A 26730-nucleotide genomic window follows, 5' to 3' on the forward strand; every position below is an offset into this window, starting at 1 on the left:
AAACGGCCCGGCAGCGGGTCAGTGGTCTCCGCGGATGATGCGGGCCAGGTAGGACTCGCTGCCGCCGGCCGCTGCGGGGGTCTGGTGGCGCAGTTTGTGAACGAAGGCGCCCTCCGTGATGGTCTGGAACATCTCCGGGTCGTACGGGCGGAGCAGCACCGACTGCAGCGCGTGCGGCGGTGTCGCGTTGAGGCGCAGGCCGGCGTCCCATTCGGTGCGGAAACGGTCGTCCAGGCGGTGCAGCATCTCGAAGACGTGGTGGTGCAGGAGGACGTCGACGATCTCGCCGCGCTTCTCCCACCACAGGAACGACGCCGCCCGCCACAGGTGCATGACGTAGCTGTCGGGGCGGCTCGCCAGGAACCAGTTGACCAGGTAGGGGCCTGTGTAGGTGAAGGCGAACACGCTGCCTTTGGCCAGCGCCCGGTCGATGTGGGGGCGTAACGGCTCGGTCACCAGGCAGGCGGCGTCGACCCAGATGCCGCCGAACTTCTCCAGCAGCAGCATGCGCAGCAGGTCGGAGAAGTGGTAGTGGTCACCCTCCAGCGCGGCGGCCAGGTCTTCCGGCACGTCGACGTAGGCGCCGATGTTCGCCAGGGACAGCTCGTGCACGCGGGAGCCGGGGTTGTTGGCGCGCAGCGCCGCCAGGCAGGCCCTCACGACCGGGGGCGCGACCTCGAAGCCCTGCGCCCAGTAGACGAAGATCGGCTGGTCGAAGGTGCTGTGTGCCGGGCGGGCCAGGCGCTGTTCGGCCTGGGTGCGGATCTGGGTCAGGTGCTCGGCCAGGAAGATGCCCAGCTCACGGCGGGCCCCGAAGGAGGTGACGTCGGCGTCGAGCAGGGCCGTCCCGTCGAACGGAAGCTTCGTGTCGTGGGCCAGCGCCGCGGCGGAGGCCTGACGGCTGTCGTCCCGGCGTTTCAGCTTGTCGTAGGCGAGGGCCAGCGCGTAGCCGCGCTCGAACGCCTCCGGGCGCTTGGCCACCGCGCCGCGTAGCAACTGCTCGGCGGCCGCCCAGCGCTCCTCGGTGAGCGCGATCCGGCCCAGCTCCCAGGCCGCATGGCCGTCCGGGTCGCCGGCTTTGACCACCTGGCGCAGCGCGTCGACGGCCGCCGGGGTGTCGCCGGTCGCGAGTGCCAGCCGGGCCACGCCCAGCGGATCACCGGCCAGCTCCCGAAGCGCCGCCGCCTCGTCCGGCGTCTCCGGGACGGCGACGGAGCTCCCGGAGGAGACGGCGAGGGTACGGCGGGACGGTGAGGCGTTCGGCTCGCCGGTCCATTCGTGACGGTGGACGTCGTCGTCGGGGGTGTCACCGTCGAAATGGCGGATCGGGGCCGGCGTCGCGGTGACGGCGTAGTCGTACCAGATCGTGTCGCCCTGCCCCGCGCCGAACCTCACCCGGACGTCGCGGGCGTTCTCGGGGACGGTGAAGGTGACGCTGATCCGGTGGTGCCCGTACTCGTTGCGGGCCGGCATCGAACGGGTCGAAGACTGCTCCTCGGCCATCCACTCGGCGGCCAGGCGGGGCGGCGGGCCGGCCAGCGGCTCGGCCAGGAAGACCGACACGCTCGCGGTGTAGGAGCCCGGGGACAGACTGGTCAGGGCCGGTGTCACGGCCGCACCGCCACGGCCGGGCACGGTCACCTTGAGGCCGGTCACGCCGGGACGGCCGGGCACCTCGACCCGCTCGGCGGACAGCTGCTCGGGCACGTCGACGCCGTCGGGCGCCACTCGGAAGCCGGGGTCGGGGGCGAGGTTGAGCACCGACGGCGCGACGAGGGGGACGGGCGCGGGCTGCGCCGGGTTACGCCGGAGCACCGTCCGGAACCGGGTGAGCCACTCGTCGGATGCGTTCGCCGTCATCGATGTCCCTTTCGCAGCGTGCCGCCGCAGTTTAGTCGGACATCCGACGCGGTCCGGCAGTGAGCAGACGGACGTGTCTACAAGGGCAGGACCACCGCGGAGGGCCGCCTGCCGACGCAGGTCACGGTCATCCGGTACCGCGCCAGGTCGCCGACGAACACCACGACCGCGGCCGGCGACGGGCCGGGATCGACCTGCTCCACGACGAACCCGGACCGCGGTTCCCAGGCCAGCAACTCGGCGCCGTCGGTCACGCAGGTCGCCTGCACCGATCCGCCCGGTGACTCCAGGCGGCTTCCCAGCGCCGGTGGTGATTCGGACGGCGATGCGGGCACGGTGACGCTCGGTTGTGGAGCGGGCCGCGACGGCGCGTGCGACCCGGGCGCGATCGGCCGGCCACTCGGCGCGGAAACGGCACTTGCACTGGCCACGGGGGCTCGCTCGGGGCGGCTGGCAACCCCGGCGGGGCGACTGCCGCCGGAGGCGGAGGGCACGCGGTGAGTCACTCGGGGTGAGACGGCGGGCGGGGCTGCCACGCCGGGTGACCCGACCGGGTCGTCGCCTCCGGCGGTGAGAGCCAACGGCACGGCGACGGCCAGGGTCGCCACGACGGCTGCGGCGGGCAGCCGCGCCCGCTTCCATCGAGGGGGTACGGCCACCCGCCCCGTGACATTGCCGGGACCCGTCCCGCGCGGCCGTGGTGCGGGCACGGTCACGCCCCGGGCCACGGGGTCGATCGGGCCGTTCCCGCCCTCCCCGGCCTTACGTGAGGAGGCGACGGACGCCTCATGTGCGAAATCGGGCGCGTTCGGCCGTACCACCTCGGATCTTGTGAACACCGTGGCCTCGGCCGCGTCGCCCAGCAGGTCTGCCACCTCCGCCGCGTCCGGCCGTGCCGCCGGGTCCTTGGCCAGGCACCGGGTGACCATGTCGATGATCTCGGCGGGCACGCCGGTCTGCGGGGCCAGCGGAATGGGCTCCTGGTAGACGTGCGCCTTGAGCATCTGGGTGGTGGTCTCGACACTCCACGGCGCGACCCCGGCGAGCAGCCGGTAGAGCAGCACGCCGAGCGCGTAGACGTCGGAGGCGGGCTCGATGGCGCCCCCGGTGAGGCGTTCCGGGGCCAGGTAGGCGGGGGTGCCGAGCAGCACGTCCTCGGGCGTGGCGGGCCCGGCGACCGCGGCGATGCCGAAGTCGACGACCTTGGCCCCGGCCGGGGTGACCATGATGTTGGCGAGTTTGATGTCGCGGTGCACGAGCCCGTCGGCGTGCGCGACGGCGAGGGCGGTGGCCACCTCGCCGCAGATCCGGAAGACGGTGCGCGGTGGAATCGGGCCGCGGGTGATGCGTTCCTGCAGAGTCAGTCCGTTGATCAGTTCCATCACCACATAGGGGACCGGATTTCCGTCCTCACCACACTCCCCGAAATCGTAGATCTGCGCGATGTTCGGGTGGGAGAGGGTCGCCGCGGTCCGTGCCTCGTGCAGGATCCGGGCCCGGAACCGGTCGTCCCCCGCATAGCGTCCGGCCAGCACCTTCACCGCGACCGGACGGTCCAGCACCTCGTCCAGCGCACGCCAGACGACCGCCATGCCACCGCGGCCGAGTTCGTTCTGCAGCCGGTACCGGCCGCCCAGTTTCCGCTCCGCCTCCACCCGACGCAGTGTGCCGAAATGCTCGCCGATTCGCACATCCGAACACCGCTCGAATGGCATTCACCTTTCACGTTCGCATTTCTCCGCCATTCATGGTCGTCCCCGGCTCAGCCGATCGCCGGTGCGCCCGTAGGGTCTACCCATGACGGACGACTGGCGGCATCTGCCCGCACCGGCCCGCCCGATCGCGGCCGCGGCCACCGCCGGTGTCGACGCGGTCCGGGCCGCCGACCGGGCCGCGCTCGACGAGGCGTCGGCGGACCTGGCGGCCCTCGATACGGCACGGACCGGCCTGGTCCTCGGCACGGCCGTCCGCCTGCTGCTGGAGGACGGGCATCCGGACGGGCTGACCGCCGACGACGTGCGGGCCGCGCTGGCGAGTTGCGTCCGGTCGTGGCCGGAGGCCGATCCGCAGGTGGTGCTCTGGCTGCTGGCCGCGGCGCTGGGTGTGCTCGAGGAGGACGAGACGCCTCCGCCGAAACCGGGCGCGCTGGCCCGGAACGCCGTGGTGCTGCTCACCGATCTGCTGGCCGGCCGGGAGGTCAGGCCGTGGTGGACGGCCGCGCTGGCCGAGATCGAGCGGGCACAGCTCAACGACTAAAACTTTGCAGAAACTGCAAGTTTGGATCTAACCTCGTCCGCGTGCACGCGGACAACCCCACCCTGCCCGGACGCCGGGAGCTCAAGCGCCGGCAGACCCGCCTCGCGCTGATCACGGCCGCGCTCCGCCTCGCCGACGAGCGCGGCGCGGACCGGGTGACCGTCGACGAGATCAGCGCGGCCGCCGAGGTGTCGCCGCGCACGTTCTTCAACTACTTCGCCACCAGGGAGGACGCCCTCGTCGGCGACCCCCTGGAGGATTGCGCCGCGCCGGTCCTCGCCCCGGGCCTGCCACTGCTGGACGCCCTGCTGGACGCGCTGGTGCCGGCGTTCGAGCAGATCCAGCGCGACCGTGACCTCTGGCTGCTCCGGATGCGCGTGATCGCCGCCAACCCGCAGCTGCTGCCACTGCTCATCGCCGCGGCCGCCTCCGCCGAGCAGCGACTCGCCACGGCCGTCGCCACCCACTCCGGCCACGCCCCGGACCATCCCCGTCCATCGGTCGTCGCCGCCGTCGCCAACGCCGCCGTACGGGTCGCGCTGATCCGCTGGGCGGGCTCCGGGGACACCCGGCCACTGATCGAACACGTCCGCGAAGCCTTCGCCATCCTTCACGATTTGAGAGAAAGCCGATGACAGCAGTCGAACCCGAAAGCGCCGAAGTCTCCGGCCGGATGTCCCACAAGGAGGTGATCCAGGCGCTGTCCGGCCTGATGCTCGGCATGTTCGTGAGCATCCTGGCCTCCACCGTGGTCGCCAACGCGCTGCCCCGGATCATCGCCGACCTGGACGGCAGCCAGTCCGTCTACACGTGGATCGTCACCACCGAGCTGCTCGCCATGACGGCCACCGTCCCGCTCTGGGGCAAGATGGCCGACCTCTACAGCAAGAAGCTGCTGATCCAGCTCTCCCTCGGGCTGTTCGTGGTGGGCTCGCTGGTCGCCGGCTCCACCCCGAACGTCGAGGTGCTCCTGGTCAGCCGGATCATCCAGGGCGTCGGCGCGGGCGGCATGACCGCGCTCGCGATGATCGTGATGGCCGCGATGATCCCGCCGCGTGAGCTGGGCCGCTACTCCGGCATGTTCGGCGCGGTCTTCGGCGTCGCGACCATCGCCGGCCCGCTGATCGGCGGCGTCCTCGTGGACACGTCGTGGCTCGGCTGGCGGTGGTGCTTCCTGATCGGCGTGCCGTTCAGCCTGATCGCGATCGCGCTGTTGCAGAAGACGCTGCACCTGCCGGTGGTGCGCAAGGAGGTCAGCATCGACTGGCTCGGCGCGCTGCTGATCACCGGTGGCGTCAGCACCCTGCTGATCTGGTCCACCCTGGCGGGCGACAGGTTCGACTGGGCGTCGTGGCAGACCGCCGCGCTCGTGACCGCCGGCGTGGTGGTCCTCGCTCTCGCCGTCCTGGTCGAGTCGAAGGCCAAGGAGCCGATCATCCCGCTCGGCATCTTCCGGCACCGCACCGTCAGCCTGACCATCGTGGCCAGCGTGCTGGTCGGTGTGGCGATGTTCGGCGGGACGGTCTTCCTGTCCCAGTACTTCCAGATCTCGCTGGGCAAGTCGCCGACGGTGGCCGGCCTGATGGGCCTACCGATGATCTTCGGCCTGCTCGTCTCCTCCACGGCGGCCGGCGCGATGATCACCAAGTTCGGCAAGTGGAAGATCTATCTGGTCGCCGGCTCGATCGTGATGACCGTCGGCATGCTGCTGCTCAGCACCATCGACGCGCACACCGCCGTGCCGGTGATCTCGGTCTACATGGCGGTGCTCGGCATCGGTGTCGGCCTGCTCATGCAGAACCTGGTCCTGGCCGCGCAGAACGACGTGCCGGCCGCCGAGCTCGGCGCCACCACCTCGGCGCTGACGTTCTTCCGCAGCATGGGCGGCTCGATCGGGGTCAGCGCGCTCGGCGCGGTCCTGACCCACCGGGTCACCACGCTCTTCAGCGAGAAGCTCGGCGCCGCCGCCTCGGGCGGCGGCGAGGCCAAGGTCCCCGATCTGGAGACGTTGCCGCCCGAGATCCTCGCGGTGATCAAGGAGATCTACGGTACGGCCACCGCCGACCTGTTCCTCGTCGGAGCGCCGATCGCATTCCTCGCGGTGCTGGCGGTGCTCTTCATCAAGGAGAAGCCGCTCTCCACCCTCTCCGGTGACGAACGGCTGAAGCAGGAGTCGGCCCTGCACTGACTCACCCTCGGGGGCCGGTCGATTTCGGTCGGCCGGCCAGCCCGAATGGGTGAAAAATAGTCAGGAAGGGCGCAAACCGACCGAGGTCCGCGGAGCGGGCGGCTCGGCGCACCCGAGGAGACCGACGAGCCCGGAGACCCAGAGCTGCCGGTAGACCGTGGCACTGGGGTGGCTGACCACCAGCTTCACCCCGCTCGCGGCGGCCGTGTGGAAGCAGGCGACCAGGATGCCGATCCCGATGCTGTCGATCAGCATGACCCGTTGCAGGTCCAGGCAGATCCGGCTCGGCGTCATGCCGGTGAGGACGTCGTTGACCGCATCCCTCATGACGTGAGCGTTGTCCAGATCGATCTCGCCGCTCGGGGCGATCTCGACGGTGCCGTCAACCAGCTGGCGGGTCGTGATCGGCAGATACACAGCTGCCCTCTTCCTGGCGTCCCAGCCTTCTGAGCCGACGCCGATCCTGCCGCGGGACACGGTGGCGCCGACCGAAGAAGTGGGGTCGTGCGCTGAGCGGCGTTCGCTGGGGACGCCGACCGGAACCCGCGTTCCTACAACAATCCGCTGGTCTGCAAGTTACGCCACGTAGGCGCGGAACGCCAGAGTAGTTCATATGGCCGGAATGTGCTGGAACGGTCACTGCGTGGCGACCACGTTGACTGTCCACCCACCTGACCGAATACTCACCGTATGCGTTGGAGCGCCAGGCGGCATGGTTGACGCCCTGCCACACGTCACGTCGACGCGGGACACCGTCTACCTCGACAGCGTCGACGGCGAGCGGGCCAGGCAGGTCCTGAATCGTTTCTACCCCCCGGTGTCCGCCGACGGTGATCTCAAGCTGGGCGTCGAGGTGATCCGACTCGGACCGCTCACCGTCGGCCACCTCACGTTCGCCGGCAGCACGACGCTGGACTTCCCGTGCCTGTCCGCCTATCACGTCACCCTGCCCACGTCGGGGCTGGTCCGCGCCCGCCGGGACGGTCACGAGGTCACCGCCACACCGGCCACCGCGCTCGTGTTCCGGCCGGGCGACCGCGTCCGACTGCGCCAGGAGCCGAACACCGCGGAGCTGGACGTACGGATCGAGAGCTGGGCGCTCGAAGCGGAGCTGGTCAGACTGCTCGGCCATCCGATCGACACTCCGATCGACCTGCCGCCCGCCTTCGACCTCACGGGAGGGCCCGCGCACAGCTGGAGCCGGCTCATCCGGCTGCTCCGGGACGAGCTCGAGCACGAGAACAGCCTGATCTTCGAGCCGCTGATCGCCGAGCAACTGTGCAGCAGCGTGCTCAGCGGCCTGTTGCTGAGCGTGCCGCACCGCTACGCCGACGAGCTGGTGGCGCCGGCCGTCACCGGGCCGCCCCGACCCATCCGCCGGGTCCTGGACGCGATCAGCGCCGAGCCGGACCGCCCGTTCACCGTCGGGGAGCTCGCGGCCATCGCCGGAACGAGCATCCGCTCGCTGCAGGCCGGGTTCCGCCGGCACGTCGGCAGCGCGCCCATGACATACCTGCAGCAACTTCGGCTCACCCGGGCGCACGAGACCCTGCGCGCCGGTGACCCCGCGACGATCACCGTCGCCGAGGTGGCACACCGCTGGGGCTTCGCGCATCTCGGGCGGTTCGCGTCCGCCTACCGCAAGCGCTTCGGAGAGTCACCGTCGGAGACTCTGCGGACGACCACCTGAACGGGTGTCACTCCCCGGGGTCGCCACAGCGCCGCGGTTGCGGCACGCCGTCGGCCTGACGGTCCGCGCCCGGCGTCCCGAACAGGTGGCCGCGCGGGGGAACCCAGTCGCGCCAGGGCGCCAGCCGTGGCGGCACGGCGGCCATCTCGCCGTCTCCGGGAGCGCATTGCCCTCGTAGGTACGCCACGACGCGCTCCGCCGCGGCCCCGCCGTTCTCGGCCAGGCTCCGCAGCACCCGGGGGTCGGCCGGCGTCTCCGCACGCAGCAGGGCGGCCAGGCCGGCCAGCGCCTGCGCCACCTCGGAGGCGTCCCGCTCGGCATCCCACAGGCCGGTCATGCCCGCGCTCCCCCGCGCCGGGCCGGATCGTCCATACCTCTGGCTGTGCGGTCGGTCATGCAGTGCATCCCCTCACCCCGACACGTACGCGATGGCGTCGCGGGCCCGCGATCGCCACCGCCGGGCGATTCGGCCCCCGGTGCACGTGACAAGGCGAAAATGTATTCGGCTCGCTACTATGCGTCCATCCGTAACGCGCAGGCTCTGTCCAGTTAGCGCTCAGTTCGACTGGCGCTCGATCAATATGGCCGTTACCCCGCGTAGGCGATCCACTCACGGCCACCCCGGCGAGCAGCCGCAGTTGATCTTTGCAGCCGGTTCTCGGCGCTGTCTCGGCATCGCCGAGACAGCACTCACGAGCGGCCGGGCTCGACGGTGATCGTGGCGCGCTCGGCGAGGGAGCGCTCGGCGGCGACCAGGATCGCGGTCACGGTGGCACCGAAACGGACGTCGACGGCGGAGGCCGGACCACCGGCCGCCGCCACCAGCAGCTGGTCGATGGCACGACCGAGAGCCTCCGAGGGCTCCCACCGGCCGCGGGGCACCTCCCGGAGCCCGGCGTCACCGGCGAAGACGGCCTCCTCGCGGGCCGCGGCGGGCGGCGCGTCCACCGCCAGGGTGAGCCGGCTGACCGCCCCACCGGCGTGCTTGAGCAGCACGAACGTCAGGTCGCGCGGACCGGTCACGGCGGTGACCTCGATCACCGGGCCGAGCACCGGCAGCACCGCGGCCAGCGCGTGCGGGCCGACGTCCCAGAGGCCGCCGCGCTCACGCCGCCACGGCGACGCGCCGAACGGGTTGTCCGGCACGAAGATCGACCCGAGGTGGTCGATCCGGGCCTCAGCCCAGCCGCCGGTCGCCGCCGCCTCGGTCAGGAAGCCGTCCAGCTCGGGCGTGAACCGGCGAGTGAAGAACACCACAGAGGCCACGTCAGCGGTCGCCGCGACGAGGGCTTCGGCGTCTTCGGTACGCAACGCGATCGGCTTGTCCAGCAGGAGGTGCCGTCCGGCTCGTGCCGCCCGCAGTGCGAGTGGCGCCTGCACGTCCGGCGGGAGCGCGATCGCGACCGCGTCGACGTCGGCGATCAGGGCGTCGGCGTCGGAGTAGGCCGTGACGCCGTAACGGCCGGCCAGGTCGGCGGTCTTCTGCGGGTCCCGGCCCCAGACGCCGGCGAACTCCACGCCGGAATGCGCGGCCAGCCCCGGCGCGTGCGCCAGTTGAGCCCATGGTCCCGTACCGAATAGTCCGAAGCGCACCGGTTAGCCCCGCCCTCGCGTTCGTTGATCTCCAGGCCGGAAGTTACCAGGCCGAAGGCGCCTCAGTAACCTGGCCGGGTGAACGGTGCCCTGTCGACGACGACGATCGTCGCCGCCCTCGTCCTGGCGGTCTGGTATCTGGTTCGGACGGCCCTCGACCGGGCGCCGAGCCGCGCCGACCTGATCGCCGCCGTCGTGCTCGGCGCGCTGGTCGCGGTCCTCGTGGTGGTCGCCGTCGCCGGCCTCTTCGACGGCGGGCGGCCCGACGACACCGCCACCTTCGTCGGCTATCTGATCACGACGATCGGGCTGGCCCCGACCGCGCTCGTCCTCGCCAGGATGGAGCCGACCCGCTGGGGCAACCTGATCCTCGGCATCGGCTGCCTGGTCCTGCCCGTCCTAGTGCTGCGGCTGCAGCAGATCGCGTCGGTGCCCGGTGCCTGAGAAGACCCCTGCGGAGACCACCGTCCGCCCCGCCGACGCCGCCCTCGGCTCCGGGATCGGCCGCGTCCTGCTCCTCGTCTACGGCGTCTTCGCCCTGTCCGCGAGCGCCCGCGCCCTGGTCCAGATCTCCACCCACTTCGCCGAGGCGCCGCTCGCCTACCTGCTCTCCGCCTTCGCCGGCCTGGTCTACATCGCCGCTACGGTGGGCCTGGCCCGAGGAGGTCCTCGAGGCCGACTGATCGCCCTGATCAGCTGCACCATCGAGCTGATCGGCGTGCTGGCCATCGGCACCCTGAGCGTGCTGGACAGCGGCGATTTCCCCGACGCCACCGTCTGGTCCGGCTTCGGCAGCGGCTACGGCTACGTCCCGTTGGTCCTGCCGTTCGTGGGCCTGTGGTGGATCTACCGCCACAAGCCCACGTCTCCTGCCTAGACCGGCGCGCGGAGCGAAGCCGGCAGGCCCCGCCGGGGAGTCAACTGATCACGTGTGGCACGAAGTTGCACGTGTTCGTGGTGACCAGGCCGGCGGTGCCGACGCCCTCACGAATCCCCATGCCGGCCGGCTCACCGTCGATCAGCCACGCCCCGATCACCGGATGGACCGGCCCTTCCAGCCCGTCGAACGTGGGCAGCTCGCACAGCTCCTGCACGACGTAGCGCCCGTCCGACCCGTACTCGGAGGGGACGTCGGCGACCGGAGCCCCGTCACGAACCAGCGTGACCGATCCGCCCTCACGCCCCCACACGGGCTTCTTCGCGTAGGACGTCAGCTTGGCCGCCCCGGAGGACTCGGCGAAATAGGCCGGCAGCAGGTATCGACCTCGCTCCGGGTCGTCGCCGAAGAGTTTCCACAGGACCGGGAGCAGGGCTTTGTTGCCGAGCAGTGCAGCCTTGTACGGCGGCTCCATCCACACCGTCCCCCGCTTCTGCGGATCGGCCATGTTACGGAAGAAGGCCTTCCCGCCCTCTTCGTGCCAGAACCACTCCCACGGGTACAGCATGAAGATGACGTCGATCGGCTCGGAACGGTGCTCCTGACCGGGCGCCGGGACGAACAGGACGCGATCGCCCGCCACGTCCCACCCGATCTGGCTCATCGCGATCAGCTCGACCGGGAAGCCCGCCTCCTCGGCCGTGGCCATCAGGTACGCGACGTTCATCCGGTCCTCACCAGAGGTCTCGGAGGTCTCGTACGCGAAGAAGATCTTGGGTTTCTCCGGCAGCCAGGGACGCGCCTCGCGGAGCTTGGCGATGTTGCGCCGCCAGGCACCGGGATCGCCGGGCTCGCCCGGTGTGGCCTCCCAGCCGACGAGACGCTCGTGGATGGAGTTCCATTGACGCCACTCGTGCCGGGCCACGCCGGTCTGGTCCATCCAGTGCCATTGGATGACGGCGGCCTCGACCAGTGAGGTGGGTGTCTGCGCGTTGAACTCGAGCAGCCGCGGGACGGTGCCGGCCCCGTTGTACCACAGATCGAAGCGACCATAAACGGTCGGCGACCAGTCGGGCGTCTGCATCGGCAGCCGGCCGTCCGGGTCCTTGTCCTGATGGGTCCACGTCTCGGCGTCGCCGTCGAACCAGGTCCGGATGATCTGCTCATGCGTGTACTCGGGGATCCCGATGCGGGCCAGGAAACACGACTCGGCGGTGCAGATCGAGGCGAAGAACCCCTGCTTACGACCTTCGACGGTACGCCGGGGGCACTGCTGGACGATCCAGTCGCCGGCCTCCAGGCACATGGCGTAGAGGGTCGCGCTCGCGGTCTCCAGCTCCTCGATCTCGGCCGCCGTGAAGTCGTAGTACGGCCCCTCCTGCCAGTACGAGTACGTCGTCCCGTCGGGGAGGACGTCGTCGTTGTAGGTCAGGCCGAGGCTGTAGTTGGTGAGCCGCCAACCGTCGCGCACCGGCCCGTGCGGAATCCGCCGCAAATGTCAGCCCCCCGAAGACGATCCGCTGCCGCCCTTGCCCACGACACTGGTCTTCACCGTGCCGTTGCTGATCTTCCCGCTGGAGGGGAGACCGAACTTCGACCGCGATGACGCGTCGTTGTAGGCGAACTTGGAGCCGCCGCTGGGCAGTCGGGAGCCGATGGGATAACCCGAGCGGTACCCCGACGAGTGCCAGATGAAGAAGCCGCCCCCACCACCACCGCCACCGTCGTCGTCGCAGAGGTCCTCGTCGACGATCACACCGTTGGCGTCCGCGCAGTAGAAACCCTCGTCCACATATTCGTCGCTGTCGCACGCAGCCAGTCCACCCGCGGCCAGCAGGAGGAAGGTGCTGGTCAACGACACGGTCCGGGAACTCATGCGTCGTTTCATGATTTCTTTGTAACTCTTCTCAGCAAGTTGCCAGCAACCATTAGCCTGTCAGTCCCTCGGCCCGCCCGCGACATAAACGACCTGTCCGGAGACGAACCCGGCTCCTTCGCTGACCAGGAACGACACCGTGTTCGCCACGTCCTCGGGCCGACCGGCGCGGGCGACCGGGATCTGACCGACCGTCGCCTTCTCGAAATCGTCGAAGTCGACCCCGATGCGCGCCGCGGTGGCCCGGGTCATGTCGGTCACGATGAAGCCGGGCGCGACCGCGTTCGCGGTGATGCCGAACTTCCCGAGCTCGATGGCGAGCGTCTTGGTGAAGCCCTGCAGACCGGCCTTGGCGGCGGCGTAGTTGGCCTGGCCACGGTTGCCGAGGGCGGACGTGCTGGAGAGGCTGACGATCCGCCCGTACTTCGCGGCGACCATGTGCTGCTGCACGGCCCGGCTGAACAGGAACGCGCCGCGCAGGTGGACGGCCATCACGGTGTCCCAGTCGTCCTCGGACATCTTGAAGAGCAGGTTGTCGCGCAGCACCCCGGCGTTGTTGACCAGGACGGTCGGCGCGCCGAGCTCGGCCACGGTCCGCTCGACGGCCGCCGTCACCTGATCTTTGTCGGCCACGTCCGCGCCGATCGCGATGGCCGAGCCGCCCGCCGCCACGATCGCGTCGACCGTCTCGGCGCCGGACTTCTCGTCGAGGTCCACGACCGCGATCGCCATCCCGTCGGCGGCGAGTTTGCGGGCGATCGCCGCGCCGATGCCGCGGGCGGCTCCGGTCACTACAGCGACACGACGTACGGACTGCGACATTGCGGCCTCCGATAGTGATCCAAGCTGCTGGAAGCCGATGCTAATGCCGGTCAGGCGGTTCTGCGCATCCGGATCCACCGGTATCCGTACCCGGCGACGCTGATCTTGTCGAATTCGCCCGGCTCCGGGTACTTCTGGTCGGCCAGCACGTCGTTCGGGAAGTCGGCCTCGGCGGCCAGGCTGCTCAGATCGACCACACCGTCCTCGGTGCCCAGATTGTGCACGAACAGCATGGTTCCGGTGTCGGCGTCAGCGCGGTGCACCAGGATGCCCCTCGGCGCCGGCACATCGACGTGGGTGCAGGTCCCGCCGCCGATCTCGGGCGTCTCGCGGAGGGTACGGATCATCCGCTCGAACCACGACAGCAGCGACTTCGGGTCGTGCCGCTGGAGGGTCGCGTTGAGGGTCTCGAAACCGTACTCGCCACCCGAGATCACCGGACGGATCACCTGTTTCGGATCGGCGCTGGAGAATCCGCCGTTCGGCAGGTTGTTCCACTGCATCGGGGTACGGATGGCGTAGCGCCCCTCCAGCTCCAGGTTCTCCCCCATCCCGATCTCCTCGCCGTACCGGATCACCGGCGTGCCACGGAGGCTGAACTGGAGCGCGTAGGCCAGCTCGATCCGCCGGCGGTCGTTGCCCAGCATCGGCGCCAGGCGACGGCGGATGCCCCGCCCGTACAGCTGCATGCTCTCGTCCGGCCCGAACTGGTCGAGGACGTCCTTGCGCTGCTCGGCGGTGAGCCGGGACAGATCGATCTCGTCGTGGTTGCGCAGGAAGGTGGCCCACTGGCCGCCGTCCGGCAGTTTCGGCGAGTCCCGCAGGGCGTCGATGATCGGCTCGGTGTCCTGCCGGGCCAGGCCCAGCACCAGCCGGGCGTTGAGCATGAAGTCGAACAGCATGTGGATGCGGTTGCTGGAGCCGCCCTCGTCGCCGAAGTAGGTCACCAGCTTCTCGGGCTCCACATTGGCCTCGGCCAGCAGCACCGCGTCGCCCTTGCGCCACTGCACGTGCTGGCGCAGGTCGCTGAGGAAGTCGAAGTCCATCGGCGCGGTGGGGCTGCCCGGCTCGGTCTTCTCGATGATGAACGGCACCGCGTCCATCCGGAACCCGGACACCCCGAGCTGCAGCCAGAACGCGCAGATCTTCTTGATCTCGGCCCGGACCTCCGGGTTCTCGATGTTCAGGTCCGGCTGGAACTTGTAGAACCGGTGGTAGTACCAGAGCTTCGCCGTCCGGTCGTAGGACCACGTCTCGTCCTGCTCGCCCGGGAAGACCATCCCCTGCTTGCGGTCTTCCGGAGCGGTCTCGCTCCAGACATACCAGTCGCGGTACGGCGAGTCCGGTGACGATCGGGCCGAGACGAACCACGGGTGCTGGTCGGAGGTGTGGTTGACCACCAGGTCGATGATCACCTTGATGCCCCGGTTGGCCGCCTGGTGCAGTAGCTCGGCGAAGTCGCCGAGCGTGCCGAACCGGGGATCGACGTTGTAGAAGTCGGACACGTCGTAGCCGTCGTCCTTGCCGGGCGACGGGTGGATCGGGTTGAGCCACAGGCAGTTGATCCCGAGCCGGGACAGATAGTCGAGCCTCCCGATCAGGCCACGGATGTCACCGCAGCCGTCACCGTCGGAGTCGGCGAACGAGTCGATGTCGAGGCAATAGACGACGGCCTTGGAATACCACCGGTCACTCATGCGCCTTTACTTGTCCGCGCCTCCGCGCCACGAAACGCGCGCCGCCCCGGCGGGGACGGGTTGGACGGCTCGTTCACGGGTAACTCTCAGAAATCGCCTGCACAGTGTGTGGGGACCTGGTGGCGACATTCGGAAGGCGGGCGCATGGCCGACGGCGATCTCAGCAATCTCGGTGGACTGACCGGCTGGGTTGCCTCGGTGATCGACTCACTGGGCGAGATCGGCGTCGGGCTGCTGGTCGCCCTGGAGAACCTGATCCCGCCCATCCCCAGTGAGATCGTGCTGTCCATGGCCGGCTACCTGGCCAGCGAGGGCCGGGTCAACCTGGTGCTGGTCTGGATCACCGCGACGCTCGGCGCGCTCGGTGGCGCGGTCGCCCTCTACTGGCTGGGCCGCGGGCTCGGCGAGGAGCGGCTCAAGCACTGGCTGGACCGGATCCCCCTGGTCGATCCGGACGACCTGAACAGGGCCGACCGCTGGTTCGAGAAACACGAGCGCGCCGCGGTGCTCTTCGGCCGGTGCGCCCCGGTGGTCCGCAGCCTGGTCTCCATCCCGGCCGGCGCCAACCGCATGCCGATGGGCCAGTTCATGGTCTTCACCACGATCGGCAGCGGCTTCTGGAACGCGCTGTTCATCGGTGGCGGCTACGCGCTCGGCTCCCGCTGGGGGACCTGGAGCAGTACGCCCAGTGGTTCGACTACGCGATCTGGGCGTTCTTCGCGATCGCCATCGGCTCGTGGGTGGTGAAGAAGGTGCGCAAGCGGCGGCAGCGCACCGCCGCCCGCGCACGCTAGACGGTCACTTGCGGAACTGGATCCAGTTGACGTTGACGAAGTCGGCCGGCTGGCCGCTGGTGAAGGTCAGGTAGACGGTGTGCGAGCCGGTCACGTTCGACACGTTGGCCGGGATCGACGTCCAGTTCTGCCAGCCACCGGTGTTCGCGAGTGCGAACGTGCCGATCGGGGCGTTGCTCCGGCTGTCCAGGCGCACCTCGACCAGGCCGCTCACCGCGCTACCCGCGCCGGACGCGACCCGGCCCACGAAGTCCTTCACCCCGCCGGTCCCGAAGTTGACGTTGTTGAACTGGAGCCAGTCGCCGTTGGCGATGTGACTGACGTTCTGCCCGCCCTCGGAGCTGGTCTCGAGCTGCACTCCGGCGGAGTTGTTGAACGACTCGGCCTCGATCCGGGAGTACGCGTCCCGGCTGCCCGAGGGCGGCGGAGTGGTCGGGTTGGTCGGTGTGGTGCCGCCGCTCGACTGGTAGACGGCCACGTAGTCGATCAGCATCGGCACACCCGGCTGGGTGGCCGCGGTCGGGCCGCCGCCGAACGCCGCCGGGAACCCGCCGCCGATCGCCACGTTGAGGATCATGAAGAACCCGTGGTGCAGGGCGTTGTTCCAGGTGGTGGAGTCGACCGCGTTCGAGGTGAGCGTGAAGTAGTTGTTGCCGTCGAGGTAGAAGCGCAGCTGCTCGGGCGAGACACTGCGGTCGTACTCCGTGGCGTAGGTGTGGAAGCTGCCGAGGCAGCCGCTGCAGGCTCGCTCGCCACTGGTCAGACCCGTGGTCTCGTTGCACGGCCCGCCCGGGTTGCTGCCACAGTGCAGGGCGGAGAAGACGCTGGACCGGCCGTTGATGTTCTCCAGGATGTCGATCTCGCCGATGCTGGGCCAGTTGGTCGCACCGACCGGACGGGCCGCGGCGCCGAGCGCCCAGAACGCCGGCCAGTATCCGGCCGCCGCCGCGCCGGTCACGTTGGGTTGCTGGATGCGGGCCTCCATGCGCATCTTCCCGCCGGCCGGGGCGGCGAAGTCGGTGCGCTGGGTCTCCACCCGGCCCGAGGTCCATCGGCCGGCGGAGTCACGGAGCGGCTTGATCACCAGGTTGCCGGCGCCGTCCTGGTAGACGTTGGCCGTCGAGTCGGTCATCGTCTCGATCTCGCCGGTGCCCCAGTTGGCGGCGCCGCCGGGATATCCGGTGCCGGTGGAGTAGAGCCAGTTGGAGCGGTTGAGCCCGGTGCCCGAGGCGCCGGTGAAGTCGTCGCCGAAGACCAGCGTCATGCCGGCGGGTGCGGGCGGGACCGCGGCGTCGGCGTTGGCCACGAAGGTGACCGAGGCGCCGACGGCGAGTATCGACGTGGCCACAGCCAGCAGTTTCCGGGGGATTCTCATGGGGGACGCGCCTTTCCTGGGGGTTGAGAGAGCGCTCTCACAGATTGCACGCTTGTTTCCAGGGGTTGTCAATATGGAAGACAGCCGATCGTTTCCCGCGAGATCCGCTCGGGTAAGCCGCTCCCATGGATACGGCCATCTCCCCCGAACTCGCCGCAAAGGCCGAGCGTGACGACCTTCTCACCCTCGGCGTCGAAGAGGAGTATCTCCTCGTCGACGCGACCGAGCCACGGGCCGCGGAGGCGGTGGAGGAGGTCTTCGCCGAGCTGCCCGCCGACCTGCGGGGCGGGGTGCAGCACGAGTTCTACCGAACCCAGATCGAGGTGGCCAGCCCACCGCAGCTCGAACTGGACGGCTTGGCCACGGCGCTGCGCCGACTGCGCACCGACGTCGGGGCCGCGGCACAACGGGCCGGCGCCCGGCTCGTCGCGGTCGGCACCGGGCCCGCAGCCGGCCACAACGCACGGATCGTCGACAACGAGCGGTACCACCGGATGCGGGAGCGCTTCGGTGACCTCTCCCCCGGACCCGGCATGTGCGGCACCCATGTGCACGTCAGCATCCCCGACCCGGAGACCGGCGTGCAGGTGCTCAACCACCTGCGGCCCTGGCTGCCGGTCCTGCAGGCGGCCACCGCCAACTCGCCGCTATTCGCCGGACGGGAGACCGGGTACGCCAGTTGGCGCTCGATGATGTGGGAGCGCTGGCCCACCGTCGGCCCCACGCCCTACCTGCGCTCCCACGAGCACTACCTGACACTGATCAGCGACCTCGAAGCGAGCGGCGCGATGCTCGACGAGGGGATGCTCTACTGGTACGCCCGGCTGTCGGCGAGCTACCCGACCGTGGAGATCCGGATGGGCGATGTGATGCCCACGGCCGACGACGCGGTGCTGCTGGCCGCGCTGACCCGGGCGCTGGTCGGCACACTGCTGCGCGAGGTCCGGGCCGGGATCGAGGCGCCCGACGTCGAACACCCGCTGCTCATGGCGGCGCACTGGCGGGCCGCGCACGACGGCCTCGAGGGCCTGAACATCGACATGGCGACCCGCGAGCCCCGTCCGGCGTGGCGGCTGATGCGGCAGCTCTTCGACTACGTGCGCCCCGAGCTCGAACGGCACGGCGACCTCGCCACCGCGACCGTCCTGTTGGGACGGCTGCGGGAGCACGGCACCGGCGCGGCCCGGCAGCGGGCACTGCTGGCCGGCGGGGCATCGGTCGGCGACGTGGTCGACTGGCTGGTGCGCTCCACCAGTGGTGAGCACGCTCCCACGGATTAGGTGACGCCGGAAGCGGCTTCAATCACAAATTGCACTTATCGACGTCACTGCAGGTGAGCAGCGCGTATCGCCCTATGTGACCGGTCGGTGACCGATTCGGTATCGCGCGAGATCTTGCGGCACGGTAGGCATGACGAATGTCGCCGCACGCCCCCCTCTCACCTGCGCCGACGTCCCGCGCCAACAATTCGGCCGCCGGGCGGCACCGGGCACCGGATCCGGTGCCCGACGAGACCCCGGCATCGTCCACGGTGGCCAGGCTGACCAGCCTGCGTGCCGCGATCGTCACCGCCTCCGGCGCGACCGTCCCGGCTCCCCGGTCGGCACGGCATCGCGCGGGGGCGTACGAATCGAATGGAGCCGCCCGCGTCTCGTACGGAGCCGCCCGCGTCTCGTATGGAGATGCCCGCGTCGAAGGCGGCCGCGCCGCCCGCCGTCGCTCGCCGGGCCGCACGGCCGCGCCGGACCGCACCACCGGTGGCGCGCACCGCGCTCCCTCGACCATGCCGGTCGAGGCCTGGGTGGCCGCCGCGAAGAACCGGCCGCAGGTCCTGCTCGGCACCCTGGTCGCCGCCGGCCTGCTGCTCACCGCCGTGCCGACGATCCCGCTCGAGGACGGTGGCAGCACCTCGGTGATGACCGCCGCCGCCGAGGCCGTCGGCGTGATCGAGAAGAGCGAGCGGAAGAAGCCCGCGCCGGACCGCGAGCCGGAGGCTGCCGCCGGCGCCCCCGCCGCGACGAGACCGGCCGAGCCCGAGCCGTCCGCTCCACAGTCGACACCGGTCGTGCGACCCACCGAGAACGCACCCCAGCAGGTCGTGGTGCCTGTCGGCGACGGGCCGTTCAACTCGCGGCGCACCACCGGCTCCCCGGTGGTGATGCTCAGCTTCGACGACGGGCCCGACCCGGTGCAGACGCCGAAGATCCTGGCGATGCTCGACAAGTACCAGGTGAAGGCGGTGTTCTGCCTGGTCGGCACGCAGGCCCGACGGCACCCCGACCTGGTCCGCCAGATCGTCGAGGGCGGGCATGTGCTGTGCAACCACACGTGGAGCCACGACCTCAAGATCGGCGGCAAGAGGGCGAATCAGATCAAGGCTGATCTGGAACGGACGAACGCGGCGATCCGCGCGGCGGTCCCGGATGCCGAGATCCCCTACTTCCGGGCGCCCGGCGGCAACTTCACCGACCGGCTCGTCAAGACGGCGTACGTCGACGGCATGACCTCGCTCTACTGGGAGGTGGACCCGCGCGACTGGGAGCACCCCGAGGGCGAGACCTCCGAGCAGCACGTGCAGCGGATCATCGCGCAGGTCAGGAAGGAGACCCGGCCGGGCGCGATCGTGCTGTCCCACGACTTCAACCAGCCGGACACCACCGCTGCGTACGAGCAGTTGCTGCCCTGGCTGGTGGAGAACTTCGAGGTCGGCGTCCCCGGAGCCGAGGCGCCGGAGCCCACGCCCTCGACGCCCGCACCCTCCGCCCCGGAGCCGGTGCCGTCGCAGACGCCGTCCGCTACGCCGAGCGACGCCGCCGCGACCGCGTGACCGGCGACGGCTGGCAGGACGGGCACCAGTAGAGGTTGCGTCCGGCCAGCTCGTCCCGGGCGATCGGGGTGCCACAGACCAGGCAGGGCAGGCCGGGACGGCGGTAGACATACACCTCGCCGCCGTGCCGGTCGACCCGTGGCGCCCGCCGCATCGCCTCGGGGGTGTGCTGCGTGTGGACCGTGTCGATCCGCCCGCGCAGCACGCCCTCCTTCATCAGCGACCGCAGATCGTCCCAGATCGCGGTCCACCGGTCGGCGTCGATCGCGGCGCCCGGGGTCTCCGGCGACAGGCCCGCCCGGAACAACGTCTCGTTGGCGTAGATCAGGCCGCAACCGGCCACTACGGACTGATCCATGAGCAGGGCGAACAGCGATTTGGTGCTGGCACGGACGCGGGCGAACGCGGCGGCCGGGTCGGCGTCGTCACGCAGCGGGTCGGCGCCCAGCCGGGACCGCAACTCCTCGACCGCGCCCGGGTCGAGGACCTCGCAGGCGGTCGGGCCCCGCAGCTCCAGCCAATGACCGGAACCGGTCAGGACCATCCGTAGCTGGCCGACCGGCGCCGGGGCGGGCAGGTCCCCGTCGGCGAACTTGCCGTACAGACCGAGGTGCACGTGCAGAGTGTGCTCGCCCTCGTAGTGGTGGAGCAGATGCTTGCCGTACGCCTCGGTGTCGAGGAGCCGACGCCCGTCGATCAGCGCGGCCCCCGCGGCGAAGCGACCCTGCGGGCTGGCCGCCGTGACCGGATGCCCGGCGAAGAGCTCACGATGGCGGACTGCGAGGCGGTGAATGGTATGTCCCTCCGGCACGCACCAAAGGTAGCCGGGCATTATGCCGTGAGCGGATTCGCCCTGAGGCGAATCGCTGGGATCCGCGGCCCGGCTGGGAGAAAGTGTTCCCATGAGCATTGAGACGACCATGCGGGGCGGCGGCGCGTCCTTCGACGACCAGGTGTTCGACCGGCTGCTGCGGGAGCGGATCATCTTCCTCGGCAGCGAGGTGAACGACGAGGTGACCAACCGCATCTGTGCGCAGATGCTCCTGCTCGCCTCCGAGGACTCCGAGCGCGACATCGCTCTCTACATCAACTCTCCGGGTGGCTCGATCAGCGCCGGCATGGCGGTGTACGACACCATGCAGTACATCAAGAACGACGTGGCCACCATCGCGATGGGCATGGCCGCGTCGATGGGCCAGTTCCTGCTCTGCGCCGGGACGCCCGGCAAGCGGTATGCGCTGCCGCACGCCCGGGTGATGATGCACCAGCTCTCCGGCGGCATCGGCGGCACCGCGGCCGACATCGCCATCCAGGCGGAGAGCATGCTGCACATCAAGCAGGTGATGAACGAGCGGATCGCCTTCCACACCGGGCACACGCCGGAGGAGATCAACCGCGACTCCGACCGCGACCGCTGGTTCACCGCCCAGCAGGCCAAGGACTACGGCCTGGTCGACCACGTGATCGCCAGGGCCACCGATGTGAACGCGGTGAACTCGCTGGTCTGACCCGCTCTCGAAAGGGCACGTCACCTGATGGGGCGTGCCCTTCGTGTCGTTTCCGGGCGGTAGGGGTATGTAGCCCTGTCAAACCTGCCAAGGAGGTTCAGACGTGAGGCTCCCTACCTTTCCTCGCCAGACGACCGCCGACGACGCGAGCACCGAGCGGATCCCGGTGACGCCGCGGCGTGACGAACCCACCACCGCCAACCTCACACCGGTTCGCCCGGACACCACCGTCACTCCCCCGCCGGCCCGCCCGCAGACCTTCCCGCCGCGGACCTCGGCCTCGTCGTCCTCGTCCTCGGTCCCGGCGTCCTCTCTTTCCGAGACCGAACGTGCCAAGGCCGTCTCCGAGCCGGTCGCCGTTCCCGTCACCACTCCCGCTCCGCGGGCCCGGGCGAGCTTCGTCGCGACCCTCGGCCTGGTCCTCTCGGTCGCCGGTGCGCTTCTGGTGCTGTCCGGACCCCTTCTCGGGTACGGCGTGGGCGTGTCCGCGGTGGCGCTGGTCCTCTCGCTCGCCGGCGTCTTCGCAACCCGTAAGCGACACGTGGCCGGCAAGACCGGCGCCGTGATCGGTGTGATCCTCTCGCTCGCCGCCGTGGTGATCGGGGTGCTCGCCCTGGCCGGCCAGCTGTGGTGGCTGGGCACCGACACGCAGACCGTCACGGAGCTTCGGACGTGGCTCGACACACAGTTTGAAACGAGGATTTGACGGGTATCTGATATTCACCGCCGATGATGTGGCGGCGGGACATACCCACTCGGAATCGGGACGGCGCAGGCCGGCCCGCCCCGAATGCCTCCGGCGGTTCGCCGGAGATCGTTGAGGCCCCGGCAAGGGCGGCGGTTCGCCGTCCCGCCGGGGCCTTTGCAATGAATCGCCGTGCACCCTGCTGATCACGCAACGATCCGCCGGTGCACGCATGGTTACTCTCTGGGGATCGCCGGTCACTCCCGCATACCGTTTCTGCTCATGAGCCTGAAGCGCCGCTACCTGATGTGCCGGCCCACCCATTTCGCCGTCACGTACCGGATCAATCCGTGGATGGACCCCACGGCGCCGTATGACAACGCGCTGGCCATCAGCCAGTGGGAGAGCCTGCGGCAGGCGTTCCTCGGACTCGGCCACACCGTCGAGCTGATCGACCCGCTGCCCGGACTGCCGGACATGGTCTTCGCCGCGAACGGCGCCACCGTCGTCGACGGCCGCGTGCTGGGTGTGCAGTTCCGTGACGCCGAGCGGGCCGACGAGGCCCCGGCGTACGCCTCCTGGTTCCGTGAGCGCGGCTTCGAGGTCCGCGAGCCCAAGCACACCAACGAGGGCGAGGGCGACATCCTGCTCGCCGGTGACGTGCTGCTGGCCGGCACCGGGTTCCGGACCTCGCACGCGTCCCACGCCGAGACCCAGGAGTTCCTGCAGCGTCCGGTGATCACCCTGCAGCTCGTCGACCCGGCCTACTACCACCTCGACACCGCGCTCTGCGTGCTCGACGAGCGCACCATCGCGTACCTTCCGCAGGCCTTCTCGCCGGGTTCGCAATCCGTGCTCCGGCAGCTCTTCCCGGATGCGATCATCGCAACGCCGGAGGACGCCGCCGTGCTGGGCCTGAACGCGGTCAGCGACGGCGAGACCGTCGTGCTGCCGGAACAGGCCACCCACCTGGCCGGGGCGCTGCGCGCAGCCGGCTACAAGACCATCGGGGTCGACCTCTCCGAACTGCGCAAGGCCGGCGGCGGTCCCAAGTGCTGCACGCTGGAGGTCAGGTCATGATCGACTGCACCGTGCAAAGCGAGGGCCAGGAGAGCATGACAAGGAGGCACAGCTCGTGACTACCGTCGAATTCCGTACCCCCGGCGCGCTCGCCGACGCCGAGCGCTGGACCGCCCACAACTACCACCCGCTGCCGGTGGTCGTCGCCGAGGCCGAGGGCGCCTGGGTAACCGACGTCGACGGGGTGCGCTACCTCGACTTCCTCGCCGGCTACTCGGCGCTCAACTTCGGGCACCGGCACCCCGGCCTGATCGCCGCCGCGCACGCCCAGCTCGACCGGGTCACCCTGACCAGCCGGGCGTTCGTGCACGACCAGTTCGGCGCCTTCTGCCGAGGCCTCGCCGAGCTGTGCGGCAAGGACATGGTGCTGCCGATGAACACCGGCGCCGAGGCCGTCGAGACCGCGATCAAGGTGGCCCGCAAGTGGGGTTACCGGGTCAAGGGCGTGGCCGACGAGCAGGCCGAGATCATCGTGGCGGCCGACAACTTCCACGGGCGCACCACCACCATCGTCAGCTTCTCCACCGACCCGGACGCGCGGGCCGACTTCGGGCCGTACACCCCCGGGTTCGTCGTGGTGCCGTTCGGCGACCTGGCCGCGGTCCGGGACGCGATCACGCCCAACACGGTCGCCGTGCTCATGGAGCCGGTCCAGGGCGAGGCCGGGGTGCTCGTGCCGCCGGCCGGGTTCCTGGCCGGAGTCCGGGAGCTGTGCACCGACAACAACGTGCTGATGATCGCCGACGAGATCCAGTCGGGGCTCGGGCGTACCGGGAAGACCTTCGCCATCGAGCACGAGGGCGTCGTCCCCGACATGTACGTGCTGGGCAAGGCCCTCGGCGGCGGCATCGTGCCGGTCTCCGCGGTCGCCGCCGACCGGGCCGTGCTCGGTGTACTGCGACCCGGTGAGCACGGCTCCACGTTCGGCGGCAACCCGCTGGCCTGCGCGGTCGGGACCGAGGTGGTCCGGCTGCTGGAGACCGGTGAGTTCCAGGAGCGGTCGGCCCGGCTCGGCGCCCGGTTGCACGCCGGGCTGGAGGCGTTGATCGGCCACGGCGTGATCGCGGTCCGTGGGCGCGGGCTCTGGGCCGGGGTGGACATCGACCCGGCGCTGATGACCGGGCGGCAGGCGTGTGAGCGGCTCGCGCAGCGCGGGGTGCTGGCCAAGGACACCCACGGCTCCACGATCCGGCTGGCGCCGCCGCTGGTCGTCACTGAGGAGGACCTGGACCACGCGCTGACCCAGCTCGCGGCGGTCCTGCGCGGCTGACCTCCAGCGGAGAACGGCTCCCACCGGTGTCTTCGAGCGCTTGAGACACCGGTGGGGCACGGCTCCCGCCGGTGTCTCAGACCGGTGGGGCACCGGTGAGGCCACCCGCCCCTCCCTTAGGCCGGGATCGCTCTCACCGGGCCGGTATGGCTCTCACCGGGCCGGGATCAGCGGCCGACGGGCCGGAACGCCATCGTCGGGGCCTCGCCCATCACCGACTCGGGCTGGACGTTGCCGCCGCTGGCCCAGAGTCTCGACCGGCCGATGAGCACCGCGTGGTAGAGCTCGACGATGTCGTCGTCGGCGAGCACCCGGCTCTCGTCACGCCGCAGGGTGATCCGCGCGTCGTCGTCCATCGAGCCGCCCGGGCGGATCCCCGACCCGTTCATGCTGATGTCGGTGACGGTCACCTGGCCGCCCCGCAGTGTGAACTCGACGTGGCCCCGGCTGATCCATTTCCGCGCGTCGTCGGTCAGCCACTGACCGAGCATGACGCCCGAGCCGCCCTCCGGAGCCCGGCCGACCACGACGCCCCGGTCCTCGGAGACCACGAACCGCTGCCGGATCACGCCGTCGATGCGGACCGAGAAGACATCGGTCGCCGGCCGGGCCCCGACGTCCTTGAGGCGCTCGCCGTGGCGCGGGCAGGTCGGCGCGCCGGCGCGCAGGGCCGGCGGTGGCTGCGAGACGGGGCTCGTATACGTCCTCATGTCGGCGAACGGGCTGTCCGAGTCGCCGCCGTCGCCATAGCTGTTGCAGCTCAGTGACGGGCACCGCCACACCCGGGCGAGCAGCCGCTCGCCCAGCGGCGACCGTGGCACCGGGGGCGTCACCTCGCCCCGCCCCACCCGGGCCACCAGCGTCGGGCCGCCTTGCGCCGACACCAGCGCCAGCAGCCGGCCCGGCTCGGTCACCCACGGGCGGCTGGCACGGAACCGGTCCTCGCGGTCACGGGTGAGCACCGGCAGGCCGAGCATCTCGGCCACCTCCAGCACCCGGTCCTCCACCTGCGGGACGACCTCGACCTTGCCGTCGTCGGCCCAGCGGCGGACGACCATGCGCTCGTTGGACGTGAGGTCGGTGTCGGAGAGCAGACCATGGGGCGTCACCACGTAGACCGGAACGTTCTCCTCGGAGACGTAGCGGCCGAGTGCGTCGACCAACAGCCCCAGACGGACCAGGCTGGCCGGGCGACCTCCATCGAGATCCGCATAACGGACGACTTCTGCCAGATCAACCACGGCCCGGGCGAGCGCCGGGTCGGTGGTGAGCCGCGCCTCGATGGCGTCGAGGACCTTGCTGACCTCGAATCTCACGAGTCCTCCCCCTGTACGTACGCGTGCGGACCCCTCCGATCCATCATGCCCCTCTCATGATCGCCCAGGAAATCGGGCCGGGATTTGTCGGACCCGCCCGCTAGGGTTGGCCCCGTTCAAAACATTGACAGGGAGATACACATGAGTTTCCAACGCTTGGCCGTCGTCTCGGTGACGATCGCCGCCATCGTCGGGCTCGGCGGGTGCAACTCCGAGTCCAAGGATTCCGGCTCCACCGGGGCCGCACCGGCCGCCACGACCGCTGCCGCGGCGACCCCGCTCGAGGAGTTCGTCGCCGCGTCGAAGTCGCTCGCCGACGAGACGATGAAGATGAAGATGTCGATGCCCGGTGGCATCGAGGCCAACGGCTCCGCCGACCTGGCCGCCAAGAAGCTCGACATGACGATGAGCATGAGCATGGGCACGGAGTCGCTGGACATCTCGGTTCGCCTGGTCGGCGAGACGATGTACATGAAGATGGGCCCCACCGGCGACAAGTGGATGTCGCTCGACGTGTCGAAACTTCCGAAGGGCAACTCGCTCAACCCGGAGAACATGGCGAACGCGGAGGGCTTCGCGGCCGCCGCGGTCGAGGTCAAGCGCGACGGTGACAACTTCAGCGGCACGCTCGACATGACCAAGTCGCCGACCGCCGACCCGGAGTCGCTGAAGGCTCTGGGCGCCAAGGCGACCGCCGTCCCGTTCACCGCCAAGCGTGACAGCGAGGGCCGCCTCATCGAGATGGTCGTCGACATGAGCGGGATGGGCGCCGGCGCCGGCAAGATGACCACGACCTACTACGACTTCGGCACCAAGGTCGACGTGGCGGCACCGCCCGCCGCCGAGGTCAGCCCGATGCCCGAGGAGATGCTGAAGGCGTTCACCTCGCAGGGCCAGACCGCCGGGGCGTGATCGCTGAGGCTGGTGGGCCTGTCGCGCGTGCGGCGGCGGCGCGGTGCGATCTCGCGGCCTCCGCGGCGCGGTGCGATCTCGCAGCCTCCGCGGCGCGGTTCGAT

Annotated in this window: 25 protein-coding genes and 1 pseudogene; 14 read left to right on the forward strand and 12 right to left on the reverse strand. The window is 70.2% G+C overall.

Annotated elements, in window-relative coordinates; all coding sequences use genetic code 11:
• Positions 1–18: 18 nt before the first annotated feature.
• Positions 19–1860, reverse strand: coding sequence for a capsular polysaccharide synthesis protein (locus tag ACQPZW_RS44180; RefSeq protein ID WP_433791967.1), 1842 nt, complete (start codon positions 1858–1860; stop codon positions 19–21).
• 77 nt (positions 1861–1937) lie between these two features.
• Complete coding sequence (locus tag ACQPZW_RS44185; protein ID WP_433791968.1) at positions 1938–3515, reverse strand: protein kinase domain-containing protein; 1578 nt, start codon at positions 3513–3515, stop codon at positions 1938–1940.
• Between the two features lie 142 nt (positions 3516–3657).
• Here ACQPZW_RS44185 and ACQPZW_RS44190 point away from each other — a divergent pair, with 142 nt between their 5' ends.
• The 3 genes from ACQPZW_RS44190 to ACQPZW_RS44200 are packed head-to-tail and all read left to right on the forward strand — an operon-like array spanning position 3658 to position 6304.
• Positions 3658–4116, forward strand: coding sequence for a hypothetical protein (locus ACQPZW_RS44190; RefSeq protein ID WP_433791969.1), 459 nt, complete (start codon positions 3658–3660; stop codon positions 4114–4116).
• A 41-nt stretch (positions 4117–4157) separates the two neighbouring features.
• Positions 4158–4751 (forward strand): TetR/AcrR family transcriptional regulator, encoded by a 594-nt coding sequence (locus tag ACQPZW_RS44195; RefSeq protein WP_433791970.1) that lies wholly within the window; start codon positions 4158–4160, stop codon positions 4749–4751.
• Entirely contained in the window at positions 4748–6304 is a 1557-nt protein-coding gene (locus tag ACQPZW_RS44200; RefSeq protein WP_433791971.1) for an MDR family MFS transporter, read from the forward strand. The genes ACQPZW_RS44195 and ACQPZW_RS44200 overlap by 4 nt, the downstream gene beginning before the upstream one ends.
• 60 nt (positions 6305–6364) lie before the next feature.
• Here ACQPZW_RS44200 and ACQPZW_RS44205 read toward each other — a convergent pair whose 3' ends face one another.
• Complete coding sequence (locus ACQPZW_RS44205; protein WP_433791972.1) at positions 6365–6721, reverse strand: STAS domain-containing protein; 357 nt, start codon at positions 6719–6721, stop codon at positions 6365–6367.
• Positions 6722–7016: 295 nt separating this feature from the next.
• Between ACQPZW_RS44205 and ACQPZW_RS44210 the strand changes: the two genes are divergently transcribed.
• Positions 7017–7994, forward strand: a complete 978-nt coding sequence (locus tag ACQPZW_RS44210) for an AraC family transcriptional regulator (RefSeq protein ID WP_433791973.1) — start codon at positions 7017–7019, stop codon at positions 7992–7994.
• Between the two features lie 7 nt (positions 7995–8001).
• Here ACQPZW_RS44210 and ACQPZW_RS44215 read toward each other — a convergent pair whose 3' ends face one another.
• Positions 8002–8331 carry a hypothetical protein gene (locus ACQPZW_RS44215; RefSeq protein WP_433791974.1) on the reverse strand — a complete coding sequence of 110 codons (330 nt, stop codon included), beginning with the start codon at positions 8329–8331 and terminating at the stop codon, positions 8002–8004.
• 353 nt (positions 8332–8684) lie between these two features.
• Positions 8685–9587: a Gfo/Idh/MocA family protein gene (locus ACQPZW_RS44220; protein WP_433791975.1), complete on the reverse strand. Its 903-nt coding sequence runs from the start codon at positions 9585–9587 to the stop codon at positions 8685–8687.
• A gap of 78 nt (positions 9588–9665) precedes the next feature.
• Between ACQPZW_RS44220 and ACQPZW_RS44225 the strand changes: the two genes are divergently transcribed.
• Positions 9666–10031 carry a hypothetical protein gene (locus tag ACQPZW_RS44225; protein ID WP_433791976.1) on the forward strand — a complete coding sequence of 122 codons (366 nt, stop codon included), beginning with the start codon at positions 9666–9668 and terminating at the stop codon, positions 10029–10031.
• On the forward strand, positions 10024–10464 hold the full coding sequence (locus tag ACQPZW_RS44230) for a hypothetical protein (protein ID WP_433791977.1): 441 nt from the start codon (positions 10024–10026) through the stop codon (positions 10462–10464). The genes ACQPZW_RS44225 and ACQPZW_RS44230 overlap by 8 nt, the downstream gene beginning before the upstream one ends.
• A 40-nt stretch (positions 10465–10504) precedes the next feature.
• On the opposite strand, the gene ACQPZW_RS44235 is transcribed toward ACQPZW_RS44230, so the two are convergent.
• Genes ACQPZW_RS44235 through ACQPZW_RS44250 form a run of 4 tightly spaced genes read right to left on the reverse strand, consistent with a single transcriptional unit; the run spans position 10505 to position 14859 of the window.
• Positions 10505–11935 carry a glutathionylspermidine synthase family protein gene (locus ACQPZW_RS44235; protein WP_433791978.1) on the reverse strand — a complete coding sequence of 477 codons (1431 nt, stop codon included), beginning with the start codon at positions 11933–11935 and terminating at the stop codon, positions 10505–10507.
• Between the two features lie 27 nt (positions 11936–11962).
• Complete coding sequence (locus tag ACQPZW_RS44240; RefSeq protein ID WP_433791979.1) at positions 11963–12352, reverse strand: hypothetical protein; 390 nt, start codon at positions 12350–12352, stop codon at positions 11963–11965.
• A gap of 48 nt (positions 12353–12400) precedes the next feature.
• Complete coding sequence (fabG, locus tag ACQPZW_RS44245; protein WP_433791980.1) at positions 12401–13162, reverse strand: 3-oxoacyl-ACP reductase FabG; 762 nt, start codon at positions 13160–13162, stop codon at positions 12401–12403.
• A 50-nt stretch (positions 13163–13212) separates the two neighbouring features.
• The gene (locus ACQPZW_RS44250; protein WP_433791981.1) at positions 13213–14859 is read right to left on the reverse strand and encodes an alpha-amylase family protein; all 1647 of its coding nucleotides are present in this window, start codon (positions 14857–14859) and stop codon (positions 13213–13215) included.
• A gap of 144 nt (positions 14860–15003) precedes the next feature.
• Here ACQPZW_RS44250 and ACQPZW_RS44255 point away from each other — a divergent pair.
• Positions 15004–15653: pseudogene (locus ACQPZW_RS44255) on the forward strand (DedA family protein).
• Positions 15654–15657: 4 nt separating this feature from the next.
• Here ACQPZW_RS44255 and ACQPZW_RS44260 read toward each other — a convergent pair.
• The gene (locus ACQPZW_RS44260) at positions 15658–17028 is read right to left on the reverse strand and encodes a carbohydrate-binding protein (protein ID WP_433791982.1); all 1371 of its coding nucleotides are present in this window, start codon (positions 17026–17028) and stop codon (positions 15658–15660) included.
• A 125-nt stretch (positions 17029–17153) separates the two neighbouring features.
• On the opposite strand from ACQPZW_RS44260, the gene ACQPZW_RS44265 reads away from it, so the two are divergent.
• Together ACQPZW_RS44265 and ACQPZW_RS44270 are read left to right on the forward strand one after the other, a co-directional pair.
• The gene (locus ACQPZW_RS44265; RefSeq protein WP_433791983.1) at positions 17154–18308 is read left to right on the forward strand and encodes a carboxylate-amine ligase; all 1155 of its coding nucleotides are present in this window, start codon (positions 17154–17156) and stop codon (positions 18306–18308) included.
• Positions 18309–18529: 221 nt separating this feature from the next.
• Complete coding sequence (locus tag ACQPZW_RS44270) at positions 18530–19855, forward strand: polysaccharide deacetylase family protein (RefSeq protein WP_433791984.1); 1326 nt, start codon at positions 18530–18532, stop codon at positions 19853–19855.
• On the opposite strand, the gene ACQPZW_RS44275 is transcribed toward ACQPZW_RS44270, so the two are convergent.
• On the reverse strand, positions 19824–20666 hold the full coding sequence (locus ACQPZW_RS44275) for an Fpg/Nei family DNA glycosylase (protein WP_433791985.1): 843 nt from the start codon (positions 20664–20666) through the stop codon (positions 19824–19826). The genes ACQPZW_RS44270 and ACQPZW_RS44275 overlap by 32 nt on opposite strands.
• A 91-nt stretch (positions 20667–20757) precedes the next feature.
• Between ACQPZW_RS44275 and ACQPZW_RS44280 the strand changes: the two genes are divergently transcribed.
• From ACQPZW_RS44280 to rocD, 4 genes are all read left to right on the forward strand, one after another.
• On the forward strand, positions 20758–21363 hold the full coding sequence (locus ACQPZW_RS44280; protein WP_433791986.1) for an ATP-dependent Clp protease proteolytic subunit: 606 nt from the start codon (positions 20758–20760) through the stop codon (positions 21361–21363).
• 103 nt (positions 21364–21466) lie between these two features.
• A complete protein-coding gene (locus ACQPZW_RS44285; RefSeq protein ID WP_433791987.1) occupies positions 21467–22069 on the forward strand; it encodes a hypothetical protein in 603 nt (200 codons plus the stop codon).
• 261 nt (positions 22070–22330) lie between these two features.
• Positions 22331–23128: a dimethylargininase gene (gene ddaH, locus ACQPZW_RS44290; protein WP_433791988.1), complete on the forward strand. Its 798-nt coding sequence runs from the start codon at positions 22331–22333 to the stop codon at positions 23126–23128.
• Positions 23129–23183: 55 nt separating this feature from the next.
• Complete coding sequence (gene rocD, locus ACQPZW_RS44295; RefSeq protein WP_433791989.1) at positions 23184–24398, forward strand: ornithine--oxo-acid transaminase; 1215 nt, start codon at positions 23184–23186, stop codon at positions 24396–24398.
• Positions 24399–24565: 167 nt separating this feature from the next.
• Here the strand turns inward: rocD and ACQPZW_RS44300 are convergent, their stop codons facing one another.
• Complete coding sequence (locus ACQPZW_RS44300) at positions 24566–25714, reverse strand: FHA domain-containing protein (RefSeq protein ID WP_433791990.1); 1149 nt, start codon at positions 25712–25714, stop codon at positions 24566–24568.
• Positions 25715–25855: 141 nt separating this feature from the next.
• Between ACQPZW_RS44300 and ACQPZW_RS44305 the strand changes: the two genes are divergently transcribed.
• Positions 25856–26626 (forward strand): hypothetical protein, encoded by a 771-nt coding sequence (locus tag ACQPZW_RS44305; RefSeq protein ID WP_433791991.1) that lies wholly within the window; start codon positions 25856–25858, stop codon positions 26624–26626.
• The last annotated feature ends 104 nt before the right edge of the window (positions 26627–26730 follow it).

This window comes from Actinoplanes sp. CA-252034 (genome assembly GCF_050956125.1).
GTDB lineage: Bacteria > Actinomycetota > Actinomycetes > Mycobacteriales > Micromonosporaceae > Actinoplanes.

What these genes read in the sequence shown, in the direction of transcription:
- ACQPZW_RS44180 (WP_433791967.1), bottom strand. Translation starts at nt 1,860, where the DNA reads ATGACGGCGAACGCATCCGACGAGTGGCTCACCCGGTTCCGGACGGTG.
- ACQPZW_RS44190 (WP_433791969.1), top strand. Translation starts at nt 3,658, where the DNA reads ATGACGGACGACTGGCGGCATCTGCCCGCACCGGCCCGCCCGATCGCG.
- ACQPZW_RS44200 (WP_433791971.1), top strand. Translation starts at nt 4,748, where the DNA reads ATGACAGCAGTCGAACCCGAAAGCGCCGAAGTCTCCGGCCGGATGTCC.
- ACQPZW_RS44210 (WP_433791973.1), top strand. Translation starts at nt 7,017, where the DNA reads ATGGTTGACGCCCTGCCACACGTCACGTCGACGCGGGACACCGTCTAC.
- ACQPZW_RS44215 (WP_433791974.1), bottom strand. Translation starts at nt 8,331, where the DNA reads ATGACCGGCCTGTGGGATGCCGAGCGGGACGCCTCCGAGGTGGCGCAG.
- ACQPZW_RS44240 (WP_433791979.1), bottom strand. Translation starts at nt 12,352, where the DNA reads ATGAAACGACGCATGAGTTCCCGGACCGTGTCGTTGACCAGCACCTTC.
- fabG (WP_433791980.1), bottom strand. Translation starts at nt 13,162, where the DNA reads ATGTCGCAGTCCGTACGTCGTGTCGCTGTAGTGACCGGAGCCGCCCGC.
- ACQPZW_RS44250 (WP_433791981.1), bottom strand. Translation starts at nt 14,859, where the DNA reads ATGAGTGACCGGTGGTATTCCAAGGCCGTCGTCTATTGCCTCGACATC.
- ACQPZW_RS44260 (WP_433791982.1), bottom strand. Translation starts at nt 17,028, where the DNA reads ATGAGAATCCCCCGGAAACTGCTGGCTGTGGCCACGTCGATACTCGCC.
- ACQPZW_RS44265 (WP_433791983.1), top strand. Translation starts at nt 17,154, where the DNA reads ATGGATACGGCCATCTCCCCCGAACTCGCCGCAAAGGCCGAGCGTGAC.
- ACQPZW_RS44280 (WP_433791986.1), top strand. Translation starts at nt 20,758, where the DNA reads ATGAGCATTGAGACGACCATGCGGGGCGGCGGCGCGTCCTTCGACGAC.
- ddaH (WP_433791988.1), top strand. Translation starts at nt 22,331, where the DNA reads ATGAGCCTGAAGCGCCGCTACCTGATGTGCCGGCCCACCCATTTCGCC.
- ACQPZW_RS44305 (WP_433791991.1), top strand. Translation starts at nt 25,856, where the DNA reads ATGAGTTTCCAACGCTTGGCCGTCGTCTCGGTGACGATCGCCGCCATC.